This is a genomic window from Klebsiella michiganensis (genome assembly GCF_002925905.1).
GTDB lineage: Bacteria > Pseudomonadota > Gammaproteobacteria > Enterobacterales > Enterobacteriaceae > Klebsiella > Klebsiella michiganensis.
In genome coordinates this window covers 129497-148971 of sequence record NZ_PRDB01000020.1, presented here as the reverse complement: position 1 = coordinate 148971, position 19475 = coordinate 129497, and the positions used below count along the sequence as shown (strand labels likewise).

General features: G+C 59.5%; 16 protein-coding genes and 1 pseudogene. 13 read left to right on the top strand and 4 right to left on the bottom strand.

The window, feature by feature from the left end; all coding sequences use genetic code 11:
• The 4 genes and pseudogenes from CDA56_RS26765 to CDA56_RS26750 all read left to right on the top strand — a co-directional run.
• Positions 1-158, top strand: a pseudogene (locus CDA56_RS26765) (hydrogenase formation protein HypD); the annotation flags it as partial.
• Positions 155-1165 carry a hydrogenase expression/formation protein HypE gene (gene hypE / locus CDA56_RS26760; protein WP_014839322.1) on the top strand — a complete coding sequence of 337 codons (1011 nt, stop codon included), beginning with the start codon at positions 155-157 and terminating at the stop codon, positions 1163-1165. The pseudogene CDA56_RS26765 and the gene hypE, both read left to right, overlap by 4 nt.
• A 231-nt stretch (positions 1166-1396) precedes the next feature.
• Entirely contained in the window at positions 1397-3469 is a 2073-nt protein-coding gene (gene flhA / locus CDA56_RS26755; RefSeq protein WP_064358914.1) for a formate hydrogenlyase transcriptional activator FlhA, read from the top strand.
• 117 nt (positions 3470-3586) lie between these two features.
• The gene (locus CDA56_RS26750) at positions 3587-4534 is read left to right on the top strand and encodes an alpha/beta hydrolase (protein WP_064379482.1); all 948 of its coding nucleotides are present in this window, start codon (positions 3587-3589) and stop codon (positions 4532-4534) included.
• A gap of 188 nt (positions 4535-4722) precedes the next feature.
• Here the strand turns inward: CDA56_RS26750 and CDA56_RS26745 are convergent, their stop codons facing one another.
• The 4 genes from CDA56_RS26745 to CDA56_RS26730 all read right to left on the bottom strand — a co-directional run bounded on the left by CDA56_RS26745 (position 4723) and on the right by CDA56_RS26730 (position 11217).
• Positions 4723-6123 (bottom strand): glycoside hydrolase family 1 protein, encoded by a 1401-nt coding sequence (locus CDA56_RS26745; RefSeq protein ID WP_025106462.1) that lies wholly within the window; start codon positions 6121-6123, stop codon positions 4723-4725.
• A 54-nt stretch (positions 6124-6177) separates the two neighbouring features.
• Positions 6178-8370 carry a CBM35 domain-containing protein gene (locus tag CDA56_RS26740; RefSeq protein ID WP_162140817.1) on the bottom strand — a complete coding sequence of 731 codons (2193 nt, stop codon included), beginning with the start codon at positions 8368-8370 and terminating at the stop codon, positions 6178-6180.
• 14 nt (positions 8371-8384) lie between these two features.
• Complete coding sequence (locus CDA56_RS26735) at positions 8385-9722, bottom strand: maltoporin (protein ID WP_049101999.1); 1338 nt, start codon at positions 9720-9722, stop codon at positions 8385-8387.
• 223 nt (positions 9723-9945) lie between these two features.
• Positions 9946-11217, bottom strand: a complete 1272-nt coding sequence (locus CDA56_RS26730) for a PTS sugar transporter subunit IIC (protein WP_064375650.1) — start codon at positions 11215-11217, stop codon at positions 9946-9948.
• Positions 11218-11391: 174 nt separating this feature from the next.
• On the opposite strand from CDA56_RS26730, the gene CDA56_RS26725 reads away from it, so the two are divergent.
• From CDA56_RS26725 to sitD, 9 genes are all read left to right on the top strand, one after another.
• The gene (locus CDA56_RS26725; RefSeq protein ID WP_004104871.1) at positions 11392-11706 is read left to right on the top strand and encodes a PTS sugar transporter subunit IIB; all 315 of its coding nucleotides are present in this window, start codon (positions 11392-11394) and stop codon (positions 11704-11706) included.
• 9 nt (positions 11707-11715) lie between these two features.
• Positions 11716-13038, top strand: a complete 1323-nt coding sequence (locus tag CDA56_RS26720) for a PTS cellobiose transporter subunit IIC (RefSeq protein WP_004134311.1) — start codon at positions 11716-11718, stop codon at positions 13036-13038.
• A 23-nt stretch (positions 13039-13061) separates the two neighbouring features.
• Positions 13062-13376 (top strand): PTS lactose/cellobiose transporter subunit IIA, encoded by a 315-nt coding sequence (locus CDA56_RS26715; protein ID WP_014226542.1) that lies wholly within the window; start codon positions 13062-13064, stop codon positions 13374-13376.
• A gap of 188 nt (positions 13377-13564) precedes the next feature.
• Positions 13565-14479, top strand: a complete 915-nt coding sequence (locus CDA56_RS26710) for an ROK family protein (RefSeq protein WP_102803929.1) — start codon at positions 13565-13567, stop codon at positions 14477-14479.
• Positions 14480-14535: 56 nt separating this feature from the next.
• Positions 14536-15498 carry a LacI family DNA-binding transcriptional regulator gene (locus CDA56_RS26705; RefSeq protein WP_025106458.1) on the top strand — a complete coding sequence of 321 codons (963 nt, stop codon included), beginning with the start codon at positions 14536-14538 and terminating at the stop codon, positions 15496-15498.
• Positions 15499-15676: 178 nt separating this feature from the next.
• Entirely contained in the window at positions 15677-16594 is a 918-nt protein-coding gene (locus tag CDA56_RS26700) for a metal ABC transporter substrate-binding protein (RefSeq protein ID WP_103813830.1), read from the top strand.
• Positions 16591-17412: a manganese/iron ABC transporter ATP-binding protein gene (locus CDA56_RS26695; RefSeq protein WP_014226545.1), complete on the top strand. Its 822-nt coding sequence runs from the start codon at positions 16591-16593 to the stop codon at positions 17410-17412. Before CDA56_RS26700 ends, CDA56_RS26695 begins: the two co-directional genes overlap by 4 nt.
• Positions 17409-18257: an iron/manganese ABC transporter permease subunit SitC gene (gene sitC / locus CDA56_RS26690; RefSeq protein ID WP_103813832.1), complete on the top strand. Its 849-nt coding sequence runs from the start codon at positions 17409-17411 to the stop codon at positions 18255-18257. Before CDA56_RS26695 ends, sitC begins: the two co-directional genes overlap by 4 nt.
• Positions 18251-19105, top strand: a complete 855-nt coding sequence (sitD, locus tag CDA56_RS26685) for an iron/manganese ABC transporter permease subunit SitD (RefSeq protein ID WP_049083791.1) — start codon at positions 18251-18253, stop codon at positions 19103-19105. The genes sitC and sitD overlap by 7 nt, the downstream gene beginning before the upstream one ends.
• Positions 19106-19475 lie beyond the last annotated feature (370 nt).

Below are 19475 nucleotides of genomic sequence, written 5' to 3'. Positions count from 1 at the left end.
GCTGCGGCGAGGTGCTGACCGGCCGCTGCAAACCGCACCAGTGCCCGCTATTCGGCAATACCTGCAACCCGCAGAGCGCATTCGGCGCGCTGATGGTCTCATCGGAAGGCGCCTGCGCCGCCTGGTATCAATATCGCAGTCAGGAAATCGAAGCATGAAAAGCGTTCAGTTAGCCCACGGTAGCGGCGGTCAGGCGATGCAGCAGCTGATCGGCGACCTGTTTATGCAGGCTTTCGCCAACCCCTGGCTGGCGGAGCAGGAAGATCAGGCGCGTCTCGATCTCGCCCAGCTTAGCGCGCAGGGCGACAGGCTCGCCTTCTCCACCGACAGCTACGTCATCGATCCGCTGTTTTTCCCAGGCGGCAACATCGGCAAGCTGGCGGTCTGCGGCACGGCCAACGATGTGGCTGTGAGCGGCGCGCTGCCGCGCTATCTCTCGTGCGGGTTTATTCTCGAAGAGGGGCTGGAGATGGCCACCCTCGAAGCGGTGGTGAACAGCATGGCGCAGACCGCGCGGGAGGCCGGCATCGCCATTGTCACCGGCGATACCAAAGTGGTGCCGCGCGGGGCGGCGGATAAGCTGTTTATCAATACCGCCGGGATCGGCGTTATCCCTACCGGTATTCGCTGGGGGGCGCAGCAGATTAGCGCGGGAGACGTGCTGCTGGTCAGCGGCACGCTTGGCGATCACGGGGCAACGATCCTCAACCTGCGCGAACAGATGGGGCTTGACGGCGCGCTGTCCAGCGACTGCGCGGTGCTGACGCCCTTGATTCAGACGCTGCGCGACGTTGCTGGCGTGAAAGCCCTGCGCGATGCCACCCGCGGCGGCGTTAACGCGGTAGCCCATGAATTCGCCGCCGCCAGCGGCTGCGGGATTGAACTGCACGAGAATAAGCTGCCGGTGAACGATACCGTGCGCGGCGTATGCGAGCTGCTGGGGCTGGACGCGCTTAATTTCGCCAACGAGGGCAAGCTGCTGATCGCCGTTGCCCGCGAGGCGGCGGAAAGCGTACTTGCGCATTTACGGTCTCATCCATTAGGCCGCGATGCGGCGATAATCGGCGAGGTTGTGCCGCGCGCGGGCGTGCGCTCTGTTGGTCTGTACGGCGTGAAGCGCACGCTGGATCTTCCTCACGCCGAGCCGCTGCCGAGAATTTGTTAACGGTGCGGGCCCCCGGATTGCGGCTAACGCCTTATCCGGGCTACAACACTGCGCGCACCTGTAGCCCGGCTAAGCGCAGCGCGAGCCGGGAAAAGCCAGCATGATTATCCAGCCCAAACCAGCGGGCACCCACGGATGGGTTAATGGCGGTCACAACCGCTTTATTAACAGACTATTATTTGTGTCATCACTTTCTTCTGCGCCGCTTTGCGGCGCTTTTGGACTTAAGCAATGTCGTATACACCGATGGGCGATCTTGGGCAGCAGGGTCTGTTTGATATCACCCGCATTTTATTACAGCAGCCGGATCTGGCCGCGCTGAGCGAGACGCTGACCGGCCTGGTGCAGCAGTCCGCGCTCGCCGACCGGGCGGCGATTATTCTGTGGCATTCCGGCAACCATCGCGCCGTCCGGCACGCCTGCGACGACGCGGGACAGCCGGTGAGCTACGAGGATGAAACCGTCCTCGCCAACGGCCCGGTTCGACGCCTGCTCTCGCGCCCGGATGCGCTGCATTGCGATAGCGCCACCTTTGCCGAAACCTGGCCGCAGCTCGCCGTAAGCGGACTCTACCCCAGCTTTGGCTATTACTGCCTGCTGCCGCTGGCGGCGGAAGGGCGTATTTTCGGCGGCTGCGAATTTATTCGCGACGACAACCGGCCGTGGACCGAAAAAGAGTACCAGCGGCTGCACACCTTTACGCAAATCGTTGCCGTGGTGACCGAACAGATCCAAAGCCGGGTCAGCAACAACGTTGATTACGACCTGCTGTGCCGGGAACGCGACAACTTCCGCATCCTGGTGGCGATCACCAACGCGGTACTCTCGCGGCTGGATATCGACGAACTGGTCAGCGAAGTGGCCAAAGAGATCCACCGCTACTTCCGCATCGACGCCATCAGCGTGGTACTGCGCAGCAACCGCAAAGGCAAGCTCAATATCTACTCCACCCACTACCTCGACGCCAGCCACCCGGTGCACGACCAGAGCGAAGTGGACGAAGCCGGTACCCTGACCGAACGGGTATTCAAAAGCAAAGAGATGCTGCTGCTCAACCTGCATCAGCACGACCCGCTGGCGCCGTACGAAAAAATGCTTTTCGAGATGTGGGATAACAAAATTCAGACCCTGTGCCTGCTGCCGTTGATGTCCGGCAATACCCTGCTTGGGGTGCTGAAGCTGGCGCAGTGCGATGAGAAAGTCTTCACCACCACCAACCTCAAGCTGCTGCGGCAAATCGCCGAGCGCGTCTCGATCGCCATCGACAACGCCCTCGCCTACCGCGAGATTCAGCGGCTGAAAGAGCGGCTGGTCGATGAGAACCTCGCCCTGACCGAACAGCTTAACAACGTCGAGAGCGAGTTTGGCGAAATCATCGGCCGCAGCGAGGCCATGAACAACGTGCTCAAGCAGGTGGAGATGGTGGCGCAGAGCGACAGCACGGTGCTAATCCTCGGCGAAACCGGCACCGGTAAGGAGCTGATTGCCCGCGCTATTCATAATCTGAGCGGCCGCAATAGCCGCCGGATGGTCAAAATGAACTGCGCGGCGATGCCCGCCGGGCTGCTGGAAAGCGACCTGTTTGGCCACGAGCGCGGCGCCTTCACCGGCGCCAGCGCCCAGCGTATCGGCCGTTTCGAACTGGCGGACAAAAGCTCGCTGTTTCTCGATGAAGTGGGCGACATGCCGATTGAACTACAGCCGAAACTGCTGCGCGTGTTGCAGGAGCAGGAGTTCGAGCGTCTCGGCAGCAATAAGCTGATTCACACCGACGTGCGCCTGATCGCCGCCACCAACCGCGATCTTAAGCAAATGGTCGCCGATCGCGAGTTTCGCAGCGATCTCTACTATCGGCTGAACGTCTTCCCGATCCACCTGCCTCCCCTGCGCGAGCGGCCGGAGGATATTCCCCTGCTGGTGAAGGCCTTCACTTTTAAAATTGCCCGCCGTCTCGGGCGCAACATTGATAGCATTCCGGCGGAAACGCTGCGCCTGCTCAGCCGCATGGAGTGGCCGGGTAACGTGCGCGAACTGGAGAACGTCATTGAGCGCGCGGTGCTGCTGACCCGCGGCAGCGTGCTGCAGCTCTCCTTACCGGAAATGAGTATCGAGACGGAGCCGCTGGCGGCGGAAGTGCTGCCGGAGGAAGGGGAAGACGAATACCAGCTGATTGTCCGGGTGCTGAAAGAGAGCAACGGCGTGGTCGCCGGACCGAAGGGCGCGGCCCAGCGTCTGGGATTAAAGCGCACGACGCTGCTTTCGCGCATGAAACGGTTGGGTATTAATAAAGACCAGCTGCAGTAGGCACATCTTCAGAACGCTGTTTCATTTTGATTTTAATGAAACAGCGTTCTGTGAGACAACTCGCTTTACCCGTTCCTGATGAATGATAAATAAGCCTTTTCCTTAATGGAGATGCTTATGACGCGTTTACCTCTGGCCGCCGCCATCGCTTTGCTTTTGGCTTCTCAGGCTGCATTTTCCTCTCTTCCCACCTTTTCCGTCTGGCCCGGCGGTGAAGCGCCCGGCGCCAAAAACAGCCCGGCGAGCGAATCGCTGGTGGAGCGCAGCAAAGACCCCTCGCTGCCCGATCGCGCGGTCACCGGCGTTCGCGCTCCGACAATTACCGTTTACGCGCCAGAGAAGCCCAACGGTATCGCGCTGCTGGTGACGCCGGGCGGCTCTTACCAGCGAGTGGTATTGGATAAAGAGGGCAGCGATCTCGCCCCGGTATTTAACGCCCGGGGCTATACCCTGTTTGTGATGACCTATCGGATGCCGGCGGACGGTCACGCGGAAGGCAGCGAGGCGCCGTTGGCCGATGCGCAGCGCGCGCTGCGTACCCTGCGGGCGCGGGCCGCCGAGTGGCATATCGACCCGCAAAAAATCGGCATTATGGGCTTTTCCGCCGGGGGACACGTGGCGGCAAGCCTGGAGACACGCTATAGCGAACCGGCTTACGCCGCCGTGGACGCGGTTGACCAGCAGAGCGCGCGGCCGGACTTCGCGGTGCTCGGCTATCCGGTTATTTCCATGGATCCGGCGATTGCCCATCCCGGATCGCGCAAGGCATTGATTGGCGAAACGCCGACGGCAGAGCGGCAGCACCGCTATTCACCGGAGCAGAACGTCACGCCGCAAACGCCGCCGACCTTTATTTTCCACGCGGTGGACGATCCTTCCGTACCGGTGGATAACGCGCTGGTGATGTTTAACGCCCTGCGCGCGCAGCAGGTGCCGACCGAGCTGCATCTGTTCGCCGAGGGGAAACACGGATTTGGCATTCGCGGGACCCGAGACCTGCCCGCCGCCGAGTGGCCGCAGCTGGCGATGAACTGGATAGCCTCGCTGGCGGAAATGAAAAAATAGCGCCGGTAATCCCCGGCTCGCGGCTGACGCCTTAGCCGGGCTACCTGTCCACAGACGGCGGGGACCTCGAAGCCCCGGTAGGTACGGTTTCCCGGAGGCGATGCTGCGCATCTGGCCGGCTACAAGTTCGTGCGGTTTGGTAGCCCGGACAGGCGCGTCAAGCGCCGCCTCCGGGGGATTTTGCCGAGCTATTTATCAGAACTGAAGCCGTTGCTGGTCGCCAGTTCGGCAAACCACAGCGCGTTGCGCTTTATCTGCCGCTCTCCGGTTTGCAGGTCGAGCCGCCAGAAACCGTAGCGGCGCTTGAACGAGTTAATCCACGACCAGTTATCGATAAAGGTCCACTGATGCACGCCAAAGCAGTTCGCGCCGTCGGCTATCGCGCGATGCAGCTGCACCAGATGCTCTTCCATCAGGCCGATACGGAACGAATCGTCAATCACCCCGTCTGCGCCGGGTTCGCCTTCCGACTCAATATCCATCGCAATACCGATTTCCGCGAGGAACCACTTTATATTGCCGTAGTTATCGCGAATATTGGCGGCAATGTCATAAATCGCCTGCGGCAGAATCTCATTATTATCGCGATAAGGATTAAAGCGCCCTTGCGGATTCACGTAGTTTTCGAAATAGAACTCCGGGGTGAAATAGTCCAGCGTATAGTCGCTTTCGCGCGCCTTCACCCGCCGCGGAACGTAATAGTTAACGCCGAGAAAATCGACGCGCGATCCGGTAATCAGCTCCACGTCGGCTTTTGTCACCTCCGGCAGGCAGTGGTGTGCGGCCAGAATTTCGCACAGCGCTTTCGGGAACTGATGCTTCACCAGCGGATCGAGGAAGCTGCGGTTGAAGAACAGATCCGCATACCACGCCGCTTTTTGGTCTTCCGCGCTGTCGTTGCGGGTATAGGACGGCGTCAGATTCAGCACCACGCCAATCTCGCTTTCCAGCGCCAGCGCGCGAAACTCGCGCACCGCTTTGGCGTGGGCCAGCATAATGTTAAACGCCACCTGCGCCGCCAGCCTGCCGTCTTTCTTGCAGGGATAGTGGAAGTCGTACAGGTAGCCGCCCTCAACCGGCACAATCGGCTCGTTGAAGGTAATCCAGTATTTCACCTTGTGACCGAATAGCTCAAAAGCGGTACGGGCAAAACGCGCGAAGAGATCGGTCACGTGCGCCGACTCAAAGCCGCCGTACTGCTTTTGCAGCGCTTCCGGCATGTCAAAATGATAGAGGTTGATCATCGGCTCGATGCCGTTTTCAATCATCTCATCAAGGTAGGCATGATAGAAACGCACCGCGTCCGCATTGGGCGCGCCGGTTTCGAAGTCGTCAATCAGCCGCGACCACTGAATCGACGTGCGGAAGGAGTTGAACCCGGTCCGCTTCATCAACGCCACGTCCTGGGGATACTGATGATAGGTGTCGCAAACGGTTTGCGGCCCAATCTGCTGATAAAAACGTTCCGGCTGTTCGGCAAACCAGCTATCCCAAATAGAACGGTGCGGCTTGTTGCTTATCCCTTCCGTTTGCGGACCGGATGCCGCCGCGCCCCATAAAAAGCCTTCCGGAAACTGATACCGGGTCATAACGCCTCCTGTAAGTTAAAAAAGGCCGCACCCAACGGGCGCAGCCAATAAGCACTACTCTGCAACCACTTCAATCGATTTGATAAACATGTAGCCCCAGTCGCCGGCGAATTTACCGAAGTCGATGCGGTTATCGCCGGCCTTCAGCTCAACCGGCACCAGCAGCTGCTGGCCCTGCTCATCGGTCTGCGGGAATTCAACCGCGATTGGCGCGCCGTCGTTGACGATAAACGAGTTTTTCTTGCCGCCCCATTTGCCGCTGAACGTCACCCGCAGCTGATACTTGCCGGCCCACGGCGCGGAAACCTGCCAGCTGACCTTATCCCCGTCGTTGGCGAACGGCCCGAGGAAGCCGTCGTCGCCAATCGCCAGCGCGTCTTTTTCGCTTTTCGCCGCCGCAATCTTGCCATCGGTCACGTTCAATACCCCGCCGCCAAAACGGCAGTAGTCGGCGGGGACTTTACCGACGGCTTCCGTCACCGTGACCTTAACGGTTTTGCTGCTTTTGAGCAGGCCGTCATCGGCGCTAAAAGTCAGCGCGTATTCACCGGGGGCGCTGAACCAGGCGCGGGTTTCGGCTTTATCCGTCGCGCAGAAGTGGGCCTGCGCGCTGCCGCCGTTGCTCCAGCTCACCGTCACGTTTCGGTCCGGGAGGGCGTCATCGCGCCAGCTCGCGCTGAGCTGCACGCCCTGGTCCTGGCTGGTGGTGAGCGTCTCCGCCAGCGCCACTACCGGCGCCTGATTCGCCTGAGTATGCTTCACGCTAATCACGTTCGAAGGCGATGAACTGCCGCTCTCGTTTTTAGCGATGACGCGGTAATAGTACGTATTCCCCAGCCGCAGACTGCGATAGTCATCGCGGAACAGATCCATCGTCTGCGGGTTCCACTCGTTAACGCCGTCGGAAATGTCGCGCCCCACGACCTTCCACGGCCCGGATGGCGAATCAGCGCGCTCAACATCATAGGCGCGCCCTACCGCCGCCCCCAGCCAGTTGATCGCAAACGGTGAATCCGTCGGCCGCAGCGTCGGCGCGTCAGGTTTCGGCAGCGGCGGCGCTTTCTCCTGCCCGTTCATCTGCGCGGCGGCGGTGCGCACCAGGTCGACCACCTCCATCTCCTGGTTGGCCTTACCTTCGACCGGGAAGCCCGGCAGATGGTAGCTGTAGTGGCCGGTGGACTCTTTGTGCCAGTAGAAGCCGCCGTCGTGACGATGACCGCGGAAGCCCCAGATTAAACCGCCCGCCGCCTGCGCGCCGTTGACTTCGCTATGGACGATCGACTGCATAATGGCGTTAAGCTGCTGCGCGTCCAGCAGGCCAAATTCGCCCACCATGTAGACTTTCTTACCCGCTGCCGCCGTCAGGTCTTTTTTCACCTGTTCGGGATGGTTGTTATCGGCATTGGTGTAGTAATGGTTGCTGACGATATCGACATGGGGATCGTTAAGCGCAAACGCATTAATTTTCTTATAGGTACCATCCACCACCAGCTGGTGCGGCGCCCACTTTTTGATCCACGCGGCGGTCTGCTGAAGGAACGCCGCGTTGGTGTCCTCCAGCTCGTTGCCGGTCTCCCAGGCCATAATCGCTTTTTCGTCATAGTAAGGGCGCCCGGTCACGCTGTTGGTACGGGTGATAACCTGACGAATCACATCAAGATAGGCCTTGAAGGTTTTACTGTCGGTACGGTAAAAATCCTCCGGCTTTTCGTGGTAGAACGCCGCCAGCTGCTCGCGACCGCCCCACCACCACCAGTGATCGATAAACGGCAGAATCAGGCGCAGCCCCTGTTTGTCCGCCTCGGCGATCATGTTGTCGTACACCCGCATCGCCTTTTCGTTCAGGCGCGGCATGCCGTCGGCGGTTTCCGGAGCCAGAATATGGGTTTCGCGACCGCAGGCCTCGTCAAACGTCTGCTGCACCGAGAGTACGTATACCCGCTGCGCCCTGGCGCCGGTTTGCACGAGCGCTTTAATCCAGTTTTCCTGTTCCTCCGCCGTCGGCCAGCGGAAGTATTGCCCCCAGCCGCGCGAGTCGGCCTTGCAGGTACCGCGCGCATCGTCCTCGATACGGTGCAGCTCCGGCGCATGAATGCCCGCAAAGCGGAACACCTTGTCGCCATCTTTTAACGTTGCGCCGTCGCGGGTAATAAAGTGTTCAAAGTGCGACTGCTCCGCGGCCATCGCGCCTGCGCTTCCCAGCGCCGAAAGCAGCGCGACGAGCATCAGTTTTTTCACCGGCTTAATCATCGTATCTCTCCTTAGAACCAGACTTCGGCCTGCACGCCGAAGTTCAGCGTATCGGTGTCGCCGCTGCGCGAGTAGCTACCGGCGGAAAGGGTATTGGTGCTCCAGTCGTAGTTGCCGTCCAGCGCGTCGGACACCCCCTTATCCCACTTCGCGTAAGTGACGAAGAAGCGCAGCTGCGGGCGCGTCCAGAAGCCGGAATCAAAGGTCAGGGTCGGCGCGATGGTCACTTTAGTCAGGCCGCCTTTGCCTTTGCCGTCCACGCCTTTATAGTTTTTATCGTCGAGATATTCGTAGCCCAGCTCGTACTGCATGGCGAAGTTTTTGGTGATCTGCTGGTACGGGCGGATCCCCGCCACCCAGCTGGTGCGCCCCCAGCCTTCGGCGTCTTCCGTCCACCAGCGGTAGTTTTTGTCTTTCTGATAGTAGGCGAACGTGGAGATTTCCCAGTCGCCTAGCGAGGCCATGTTATCCAGCACCACGCGCCAGGACTGGGTATCGTCGAGGTTTGCCCAGCCCCAGCCGTTTTTACCCAGCGAGTCTCCCGCCGCCAGGCCGCGCCCGTACTGGAAGACCACGCGAGAGTAGCCGCCGGTCAGGCCGTAAAAGCCGTCAAAGTTGTAAACGCCGGTTACGCCGTAGCCCTTCTCCGCCGAGGTCGGGTGCTTCTCGTTGCGGTTCATGTGGTGGCCAATCAGCTCAAGATCGAAGCCGGTGCCGCCGATCTTTTTCAGCCACAGGTTGAGCGAGTAGTCATCCGGATAGCCCTGATCGCCTTTGTCGACCGGGTAGGCTTTGGTTTCATCCGTCGGCGAGAAGGCGTAAACCCCGGCATCGAAGCGCGCGAAGCCGAGATCCATGTTGTCGAAGCCGCCGCCGGTACCGTTGTACTGAATGTACTCCCAGTCGAACTGGTGGCTGGAGGTGTTGGAGCTGCTGTAGCGCTTACCGGCCCAGAAGGTCATTTCCGGGGCGAAGTCGAGATTTGACAGTTCGGCAAAACCTTCACGGAACTGCACATCATGCCCGTCGTCATCCTGACAGTTCCAGTCTGAGGTGCATTTCGACTGATGGGTAATGTTGGCCTGGACTTTAGCCACCACGCCGCTGTCCGAGGTTAACGTCACCGTCGGGATCAGTTCGATCTTGGTGTCCTCTTCGTTGCCCAGACGCCACTTGCCGTCCGGCATCAGGCCAACGGAGTCGGCGCGGTTACCGTCGGCGTTGGCGAGGATCCCCGAACGGATATAGCCGTGGAGCATAAAATCGTACTTCGGATCGGCGGTGGCGCAGTCGCTCATCACCGCGAGGGCGAGTAAAGACAGAGGTATTGAATGATTTAGCCTGATCATTTTTTATCCTTGGTTATTTTTTTATTAACACTGCCTGAGAACGGGAGGAAATTTACGGATCAAAATTGGAAATGTACATCCGTTAGCGGAAAGCGATTTCCGTAATTGCCGGATGAGTTCACAAATTTAACGATAGCGGGCAAATATTCGTGATTTAGATCACATTTTTAAGCGGAAATAAAAAAGCCCGCGCGCGGCGGGCTGTGGCAGGCAGGCGAAAAGCTTAGCGTTCGGCGTCGGCGAGCTGCCGTTCATAGACCTTGAAGAACGGACGATAGAGCATCCAGGCATTAAAAATGGCGAACAGGCACATGCAGAGGTTTTTCCAGCTGCCGTTGGCTGACCACGCCGCGCCAAGCGGCGCCGGCATCGACCACGGCAGCATCGCCACCGCCCGATCGAGAACCCCAAGATGAGTTAAATACCAGGCGATACAGGCGTTTATCAGCGGTACAAAAAGAAACGGCAGCAGGAAAACCGGGTTCATGATAATCGGAAAGCCGAACAATATCGGCTCATTGATGTTAAACAGCGAGGGCAGCAGGCCAATTTTCCCCACGCTTTTCAGCTGCCGCGAACGGCTGCGCATCGCCATAAAAACCAGCGGCAGCGTCGAGCCGATGCCGCCGATCAGCAGGTAGAAATCCCAGAATCCCTGCAGGTAGATATGCGGCAGCGTAGCGGAACCGGCGGCCAGCGCCTGCTGGTTTTCAAACAGATAGGTCATCCAGAACGGGTTCATAATCCCGGTGATAATCAGCGCGCCGTGAATGCCGACAAACCAAAGCAGGTTGCAGATAAATAAAGAAATTAATACCGCAGTTAGGGTATCGGACGCCACCACCAGCGGCCGCACCGTTTCGCTAATCAGCTCCGGTAAAATGCGCCCGGTGCTCTGCAGCAGCAGCGCGTTGATGACGCTAATAGAGAGCATCACCACCAGCAGCGGGATCAGCAGCTGAAAGCCGTTGCGGGTCATCACCGGCACCTCTTCCGGTAGGCGGATGCACCAGCCTTTCTTATAGAAAAAGCGCACGATTTCAATAGAGTAAGTGCTTGAAATCAGCGCGGTAAAAATCCCCATTCCGCCGAGGAAAATATTGGTCGCGCCGTTGTCGCGAAAGCCGATAAACAGCAAAAACGCCAGGCAGCCGGTCAGCCCGCAGAGCCGCTCCGGCAGTCGGTACTGCTTGGCAAGGCTGGCGCTGGCGCCGAAGGCCACAATCAGCGCCACCAGCCCGATAGTCAATTCAAAGGTTGGCAGCAGAATGGGCCGCAGCTGGAAATAGAACTGGCCGAAAGCCGATGCGCCGTTGATGGAAACGGGCGGAAACAAAATCGGCACCAGCAAACTTCCCACAATCACAAACGGCATCGCCAGCGCAAAGCTGTCGCGCATCGCCGTAATGTGGTTATTGCGCGTCAGAACGTTGGCCAGCGGCGCCAGCCGCTGTTCGATGATATCGACGGCAACATTCATCAACTGAATGTTCATAATCCTGCCTTTAAGAATAGAGGTGTCGCCAGGATGATCGCGCACTCCCGGGTAAAGTAAAAGCCCGCCATAGGTGATCGTGGTCACAATAAATAAATCCACTAACGGAAAGCGCTTTCCGTTTTATATCCGTTATGACTATAGTCGGCGCATCCATCTCATCAGGAGCGATATATGAAAAAGATAATGTTGTGCTGTTCCGCGGGCATGTCCACCAGCCTGCTGGTGAAAAAAATGATCGCCGAAGCCGAGCAGCGCGGTCTGCCGGTGGAGATCAACGCCTTTGGCGTCGCGGAATTCGATCAACAGGTCGGCCATTACCAGGTGGTCCTGCTGGGGCCGCAGGTGAAATACATGCAGAAAGATCTGCAAAAGCAGGCTGATAAATACGGTATCCGCGTGGAACCCATCAACATGATGGATTACGGCATGCAGAAAGGCGGCGCCGTACTGGATTTCGCGCTTTCCCTTATCGATAACAAAAACTAAGGAAAGATCATGAGCTCTCTGTACGCGAAGCTGATCGCCGTGATTGAACAGAAGATCACGCCTATGGCGGGGGCGATCGGCCAACAAAAATACGTCACCTCCATCCGCGACGGTTTTATTACCGCCCTGCCCTTTATGATCGTCGGCTCGTTTTTGCTGGTCTTTATCTTCCCGCCGTTTTCCCCGGATACGACGTGGGGCTTTGCCCGCGCCTGGCTGCAATTTTCTCTCGATCATCGAGATGCGCTGATGCTGCCGTTTAACTTCAGCATGGGGGTGATGACGCTGTTTATCGCCGTCGGGATCGCCGCCAGCCTGGCAAAACACCACAATCTGGACTCGCTGACCGCCGGGATGCTGTCCCTGATGTCGTTCCTGCTGGTGGCCGCGCCGCTGAAAGATGGCCAGATCTCCACCGCCTACTTCTCCGGCCAGGGGATCTTCACCGCAATTCTGGTGGCGATTTACTCTACCGAGCTGTACGCCTTCCTCAAGCGCCACAATATTACGATCCGTCTGCCGCCTGAAGTGCCGGCGGGCGTGGCGCGCTCGTTTGAGATCCTGATCCCGGTGCTGGCGATCGTGCTGACGCTGCATCCGCTGAATCTGTTTATCGAAGCGCAGCTGGGCATGATCATCCCGGAAGCGATCATGTCGCTGGTGAAACCGCTGGTGGCGGCGTCCGATACTCTACCGGCGATTCTGCTGTCGGTGCTGGTGTGCCAGGTGCTGTGGTTTGCCGGCATTCACGGGGCGCTGATCGTCACCGGGATTATGAATCCGTTCTGGATGGCGAACCTGTCGATCAACCAGGCGGCGATGGCCGCAGGCACCGCGATCCCGCATATCTATGTCCAGGGCTTCTGGGATCACTATCTGCTGATCGGCGGCGTCGGCTCCACCCTGCCGCTGGCTTTGATGCTGCTGCGCAGTAAGGCGGTGCATCTGCGGACGATTGGCCGGATGGGCGTGGTGCCGGGCGTATTTAACATCAACGAACCGATTCTGTTCGGCGCGCCGATCATTATGAATCCGCTGTTCTTCCTGCCGTTCGTGCTGGTGCCGATGATCAACGCAACCCTGGCCTACTTTGCGCTGAAGCTGGACCTGGTGAGCCGCGTGGTGTCGATGACGCCGTGGACGACGCCGGCCCCTATCGGCGCCTCGTGGGCGGCGAACTGGAGCTTTAGCCCGGTGATCATGTGCCTGATTTGCATGGCGACGGCGATGGTGATGTATCTGCCGTTCCTCAAAGCCTACGAAAAACAGCTGCTGGAGCAGGAGCACGCTAACGCGGCGGCCCAGGCCGAAAGCGCGCCGCAGTCCGCATAATTAATACTATTCAGAGGTTTGTCATGGAATTAGAAGAACAGGTAATGGGTATCATCATCAACGCCGGGCAGTCGCGTAGTCTCTGTTACGAAGCGCTGAGCTGCGCTAAAGCGGGTGATTTCGCCGCCGCCGACGAAAAAATGAAAGAAGCGGCGCATTTTGCCCGCGAGGCGCATTTGGTACAGACCCAGCTGATTGAGGCCGACGAAGGCGAGGGTAAAACCAAAATGACTCTGGTGATGGTTCACGCTCAGGATCATCTGATGACCTCGATTCTGGCGAAAGAGCTGATCGGCGAACTGATCGCCATTTACCGCTCGCGACCGCTGCACGCGTAGGGTTCCCCCTCTCCAGGAGAGAGGAGATGACCTAGCCCGGGTAAGGCGTTTACGCCGCAACCCGGGAAAACGGTAAATGCTCATGTCACCTGGCTGGCTGACTTCCCGGCTCGCGCTGCGCTTAGCCGGGCTACCTGAACTACACGCGTAGCGGCCCGGGAAACCGTCGACCACAATTAAGGACAACCATGCTACATCTGGGTTTAGACATTGGCGGCACCAAAATGGAAGCCGTCCTGCTCAACGCGGCGGGCGAATGCGTCTATCGCCAGCGCCGTCCGACGCATAAAGAGAGCTATCAGGCGTTTATGCAGCAGCTGCTCGGACTGATTGCGACCGTCCGCGACTGGAGCGAACGGCCGTTTACTCTCGGCATCGGCCTGCCGGGGGCTATCGACCCGCAAAGCGGCCTGATTAAAAACTGTAACTGTCTGGTGCTCAACGGCCACGACCTGCGTCATGACCTGATGCGGGAACTTGGTCAACCGGTATGGATGGCGAACGATGCCGACTGCTTCACCCTCTCTGAGGCGGTGGACGGCGCGGGCGCGGGGGCAACGACCGTATTCGGCGTTATCATCGGTACCGGCTGCGGCGGCGGCATCGCGGTGAACCAACGGCTGCTCGGCGGGCCTAACGCCATCGCTGGCGAATGGGGACACAATCCCCTGCCGGAGTACCGCCCCGAGCGCGACGGCCCGGCGCAGCCCTGCTACTGCGGCAAAGAGAACTGCATCGAAAGCTTTATCTCCGGTACCGGCTTTGCCCGCAGCTACGGCGAGCAGGCGCCTGCGGAAGCGATTATCGCCGCCGCGCAAAACGGCGAACCGCAGGCGCTGGCCCACTGGCGGCATTTTATTGACGCTTTCGGCCGTAGCCTGGCGTCGGTAATCAATATCCTCGATCCGCAGGTGATTGTACTGGGCGGCGGGCTCTCCAACGTCGGGCAAATCTATGAGCAGCTGCCGTCGGCGATTGTCCCGTATCTCTTTTCCGACAGCTGCCGAACGCAGATCAAACAGGCCCGCTTCGGCGACGCCAGCGGCGTGCGCGGCGCGGCCTGGCTGCCGGTTCTGGCCAACGCTGAAGCCGGTCGGCGGTAGACACTTTTTTCAGCAGATATGCTAAGCTAGGCGAAAATATTCAGACAGAAAATGCCATGCCAACCATTGATGATGTTTCAAGATTAGCGAATGTCTCCCGAGCGACGGTATCCCGCGTGCTGACCGGCACGCGGGGCGTGCGCGAAGAGAGCCGGGAAGCGGTGCTGCGCGCGGTAGAGGAACTTAACTACCGCCCGAGCTTTGCCGCGCAAAACCTCGCCAGTCAGACATCCAATCACGTGGGGCTGGTGATCCCGGCGAACGATGACAGCAGCGGCGCGCGCCTGCTGCCGATGCTCTCGCTAGCGCTGAAGGGGCTGAATAAAAACCTGATTGTTCAGTACGTCACGGATGCGGCGGAACAGGCGGCGGTCGTCGACGATTTACAGCGCCAGTGCGTGGCGGTGGTGGTGCTCGGCGCCGTCCCGGCGGATGCGCCGCGCAACGTGATCTCCTTTGACCGCTTCAGCATTGCCGGGGTCAATAATCAGGGCTACGACTACGCTTTTGCCACCGAAAGCGCCTGCCGCTACGTGATCGGCAAGGGCCATCGCAATATCGCGCTGATCGTTGATAACGACAGCGATGACGCCAGCCGCCAGATGCTCGAAGGCTATCGCAACGTCCTGCAAAACTACTCCATCCCTTTTAACCGGCAGCTGATGCTGGCGGCCAACGATAACGTTGAACAGGCGCTGCTGACGCTGATTAATAGCTTCAGCAAATACTCGGTGATTATCGTGAAACGGGACCGCTACGCCGCCGAAGCGATGCGCCTGCTGCGCGAGTTCAACGTTGCCGTACCGCAGGAGGTCTCGCTGCTGAGCCTGGAAGATTCTCCCCTCGCCTCCCTGCTCAATCCGCCGCTGACCTGTATCTCCTGGCCGCTGGAGCAGCTGATGGAGAACTGCCTGCAGCGTATCCGCAACCTGATTGACGAGCGCCCCACCTTCTCTCCCGAAGGGCGCACGCTGGCGGGCCGCCTGATCCCCCGCCAGTCGGTGGCCGATCTCTCCTGATTTCAGCGTCCGGCCTTCCGCGTGGCCGGGCCTTTTCCTCTCCGGCCGCGGGTTCGCACGCTAATCATTCGCCTCACATCTAAATAAGAATTATTTTCATTTATAAATAGCTTGTGCTATATAACATAGCAATGGCTATAAATGATGATTAATTAACCGCAACGTTGTGAGGGACCTTATGCTGCACCTGCCACCCCTGAAGCATCTGATGTTTGCCGCCACGCTGGCGCTGCTGGCCGTCGCCCCCGTCCAGGCAAAAGAGAAATTTAAAGTGATTACCACCTTCACGGTGATCGCCGATATGGCGCAAAACGTCGCGGGCAACGCCGCCGACGTCAGCTCCATCACCAAACCGGGGGCCGAGATCCATGAATATCAGCCGACCCCCGGGGATATCAAACGCGCGCAGGGCGCACAGCTGATCCTCGCCAACGGCCTGAACCTTGAACTGTGGTTCGCCCGCTTTTATCAGCACTTAAACGGCGTACCGGAAGTGGTGGTCAGCAACGGCATTCAGCCGATGGGCATCAGCGAAGGGCCGTATAACGGCAAACCCAACCCGCACGCGTGGATGTCGGCGGACAATGCGCTGATCTACGTCGATAATATTCGCGACGCGCTGGTGAAATACGATCCTGCGAACGCCGACGCCTATCGCCACAACGCCGAAGCCTACAAAGAGAAGATCCGCCAGACCATGGCGCCGCTGAAGGCGGAACTGGCGAAGCTGCCGCAGGATAAGCGCTGGCTGGTGACCAGCGAGGGCGCGTTCTCCTATCTGGCCCGCGATAACGGCCTCCAGGAGCGCTATCTGTGGCCGATAAACGCCGACCAGCAGGGCACCCCGCAGCAGGTGCGCAAAACCATCGACACCATGAAGAAAGAGCGGATCCCGACTATCTTTAGCGAAAGCACCATCTCTGATAAACCGGCGCGTCAGGTGGCCCGGGAAGCCGGCGGCCACTACGGCGGCGTCCTGTACGTCGACTCTCTGAGCGCCGCCGATGGCCCGGTGCCGACCTATCTCGACCTGCTGCGCGTCACCACCCAAACCATCGTCCAGGGCATCAACGACGGACTAAGGAAACAGGCATGAGTCACGAGCTGCCGGGCCTCGCGGTCAACAATGTCAGCGTCACCTACCGCAACGGTCATACCGCGCTGCGCGATGCTTCTTTTAGCGTCCCGCGCAGCGCCATCGCGGCGCTGGTCGGGGTGAACGGCTCGGGAAAATCGACGCTGTTTAAAGCGCTGATGGGCTTTGTGCGCGTCGGAAAAGGCGATATTGCGATTCTCGGTCAGCCGGTTAATCGCGCCCTGCGGCAGAACCTCGTCGCCTACGTTCCGCAGGCGGAAGAGGTGGACTGGTCCTTCCCGGTGCTGGTGGAAGATGTGGTGATGATGGGGCGCTATGGCCATATGGGCTGGCTACGGCGGGCCAAACCGCGCGACCATGAGATTGTCGACGCCGCCCTGGCGCGGGTCGGCATGAGCGAGTACCGCCACCGCCAGATCGGCGAACTCTCCGGCGGGCAGAAAAAGCGCGTGTTTCTGGCCCGCGCTATCGCTCAGCAGGGAAAAGTCATTCTGCTGGATGAACCCTTTACCGGCGTCGACGTGCAGACCGAAGCGCGCATCATCGAGCTGCTGCGGGAACTGCGCGACGAAGGCTGCACCATGCTGGTTTCCACCCATAACCTCGGCTCGGTAAGCGAGTTCTGCGACTACACGGTGATGGTCAAAGGCACCGTGCTGGCCAGCGGCCCGACGGAAAGCACCTTTACCGCCGAAAACCTCGAACTGGCGTTTAGCGGCGTGCTGCGCCACGTGGTGCTGAGCGGCGCGGAAGAGCGGATTATCACCGACGATGAGCGGCCGTTTATCAGCCGTCGGGCGGCGGGAGGCGAAAGATGAGCTGGCTACTGGAGCCGTTTGGTTATCACTATATGCTGAACGCGATGTGGGTCTCGGCGCTGGTGGGCGGGGTGTGCGCGTTTCTCTCCTGCTACCTGATGCTTAAAGGCTGGTCGCTGATTGGCGACGCCCTCTCCCACTCCATCGTGCCCGGCGTGGCGGGCGCTTATATGCTCGGTCTGCCCTTCGCGCTGGGGGCGTTTCTTTCCGGCGGCCTGGCGGCGGGCAGCATGCTGTTTCTTAACCAGCGTTCGAAGCTGAAGGAAGACGCGATTATCGGCCTGATCTTCTCCTCTTTTTTCGGTATTGGCCTGTTTATGGTGTCGCTGAACCCCACTTCGGTGAATATCCAGACCATTATTCTCGGCAATATTCTGGCCATCGCCCCGGAGGATATTATCCAGCTGGCGGCGATTGGCTCTATTTCGATGGCGATTCTGCTGCTGAAGTGGAAAGACCTGATGGTGACCTTTTTCGATGAGAACCACGCTCGTTCCATTGGCCTGAATACCACCGCGCTGAAGCTGCTGTTCTTTACTCTGCTGGCGGCCTGTACCGTGACGGCGCTGCAGACCGTCGGCGCGTTTCTGGTGATTTGCCTGGTGGTGACGCCCGGGGCCACCGCCTGGCTGTTGACCGACCGCTTCCCGCGCCTGCTGGCGATTGCCGTCGCGATTGGCAGCCTGACCAGCTTTTTCGGCGCGTGGCTGAGCTACTATCTGGACGGGGCGACCGGCGGGATTATCGTCGTCGCCCAGACGCTGCTGTTTTTAGCCGCTTTTGTTTTCGCGCCGAAGCACGGCCTGCTCGCCAGCCGTCGCCGCGCCAGGGAGGCCTCATGCTGAGCGCGCTGATTGAACCTTTCCAGTTCTCCTTTATGGTCAACGCCATGCTGGTGGCGGCGATCGTTGCCGTCCCCTGCGCGCTGCTGTCGGTGTTTTTGGTGCTCAAGGGCTGGGCGCTGATGGGCGATGCCATGAGCCACGCGGTTTTTCCGGGCGTGGTGGTGGCGTATATTCTCGGTATCCCCTTCGCCATCGGCGCGTTTATCGCCGGGTTGTTCTGCGCCATCGCCACCGGTTATCTCGACGATAACAGCCGCATTAAGCGCGATACGATCATGGGCATCGTATTTTCCGGGATGTTTGGCGCGGGCCTGGTGCTGTACGTGTCGATTCAGTCGGAGGTCCATCTCGATCATATTCTGTTTGGCGACATGCTGGGTATTTCCGCCAGCGATATTGCGCAAACGTCGCTGATCGCGCTGGCGATTGCGCTGATAATCGGGTTTAAGTGGCGTGATTTTCTGCTGCACGCCTTTGATCCGCAGCAGGCGAAGGCCAGCGGATTGCGCTGCGGGCTGCTGCATTATGGGCTGCTATGCATGATTGCGCTGACCATCGTGGCGACGCTGAAAGCGGTGGGGATCATTTTGTCGATTTCGCTGCTGATAGCGCCGGGGGCGATCGCTCTGCTGCTGACGCGGCGTTTTGTCAGCGCCCTGCTGCTGGCGGTGGCGATAGCGTTAAGCTGTTCGCTGGGCGGCGTGTGGCTGTCGTTTTATCTCGACAGCGCCCCGGCGCCGACCATTGTGGTGCTGTTTACCGTCCTGTTCGTTATCGCGTTTGTCTGGACGTCGGTTCGCGATAGTCAAACCACGGCTCGTTCCGGCGAAGCCCCGGGTCGCGGCTGACGCCTTACCCGGGCTACAGACCGCACGAATTGTAGCCTGGCTAAGCGCAGCGCGAGCCGGGGAGTTTATTGCTGCACGTCGGTTCGCGATAGTCAAACCACGGCCCGTTCCGGCGAAACCCCGGGTCGCGGCTGACGCCTTACCCGGGCTACAGACCGCACGAATTGTAGCCCGGCTAAGCGCAGCGCGAGCCGGGGAGTTTATTGCTGGACGTCGGTTCGAGATAGTCAAACCACAGCCCGTTCCGGCGAAGCCCCGGGTCGCGGCTGACGCCTTACCCGGGCTACAGACCGCACGAATTGTAGCCTGGCTAAGCGCAGCGCGAGCCGGGGAGTTTATTGCTGCACGTCGGTTCGCGATAGTCAAACCA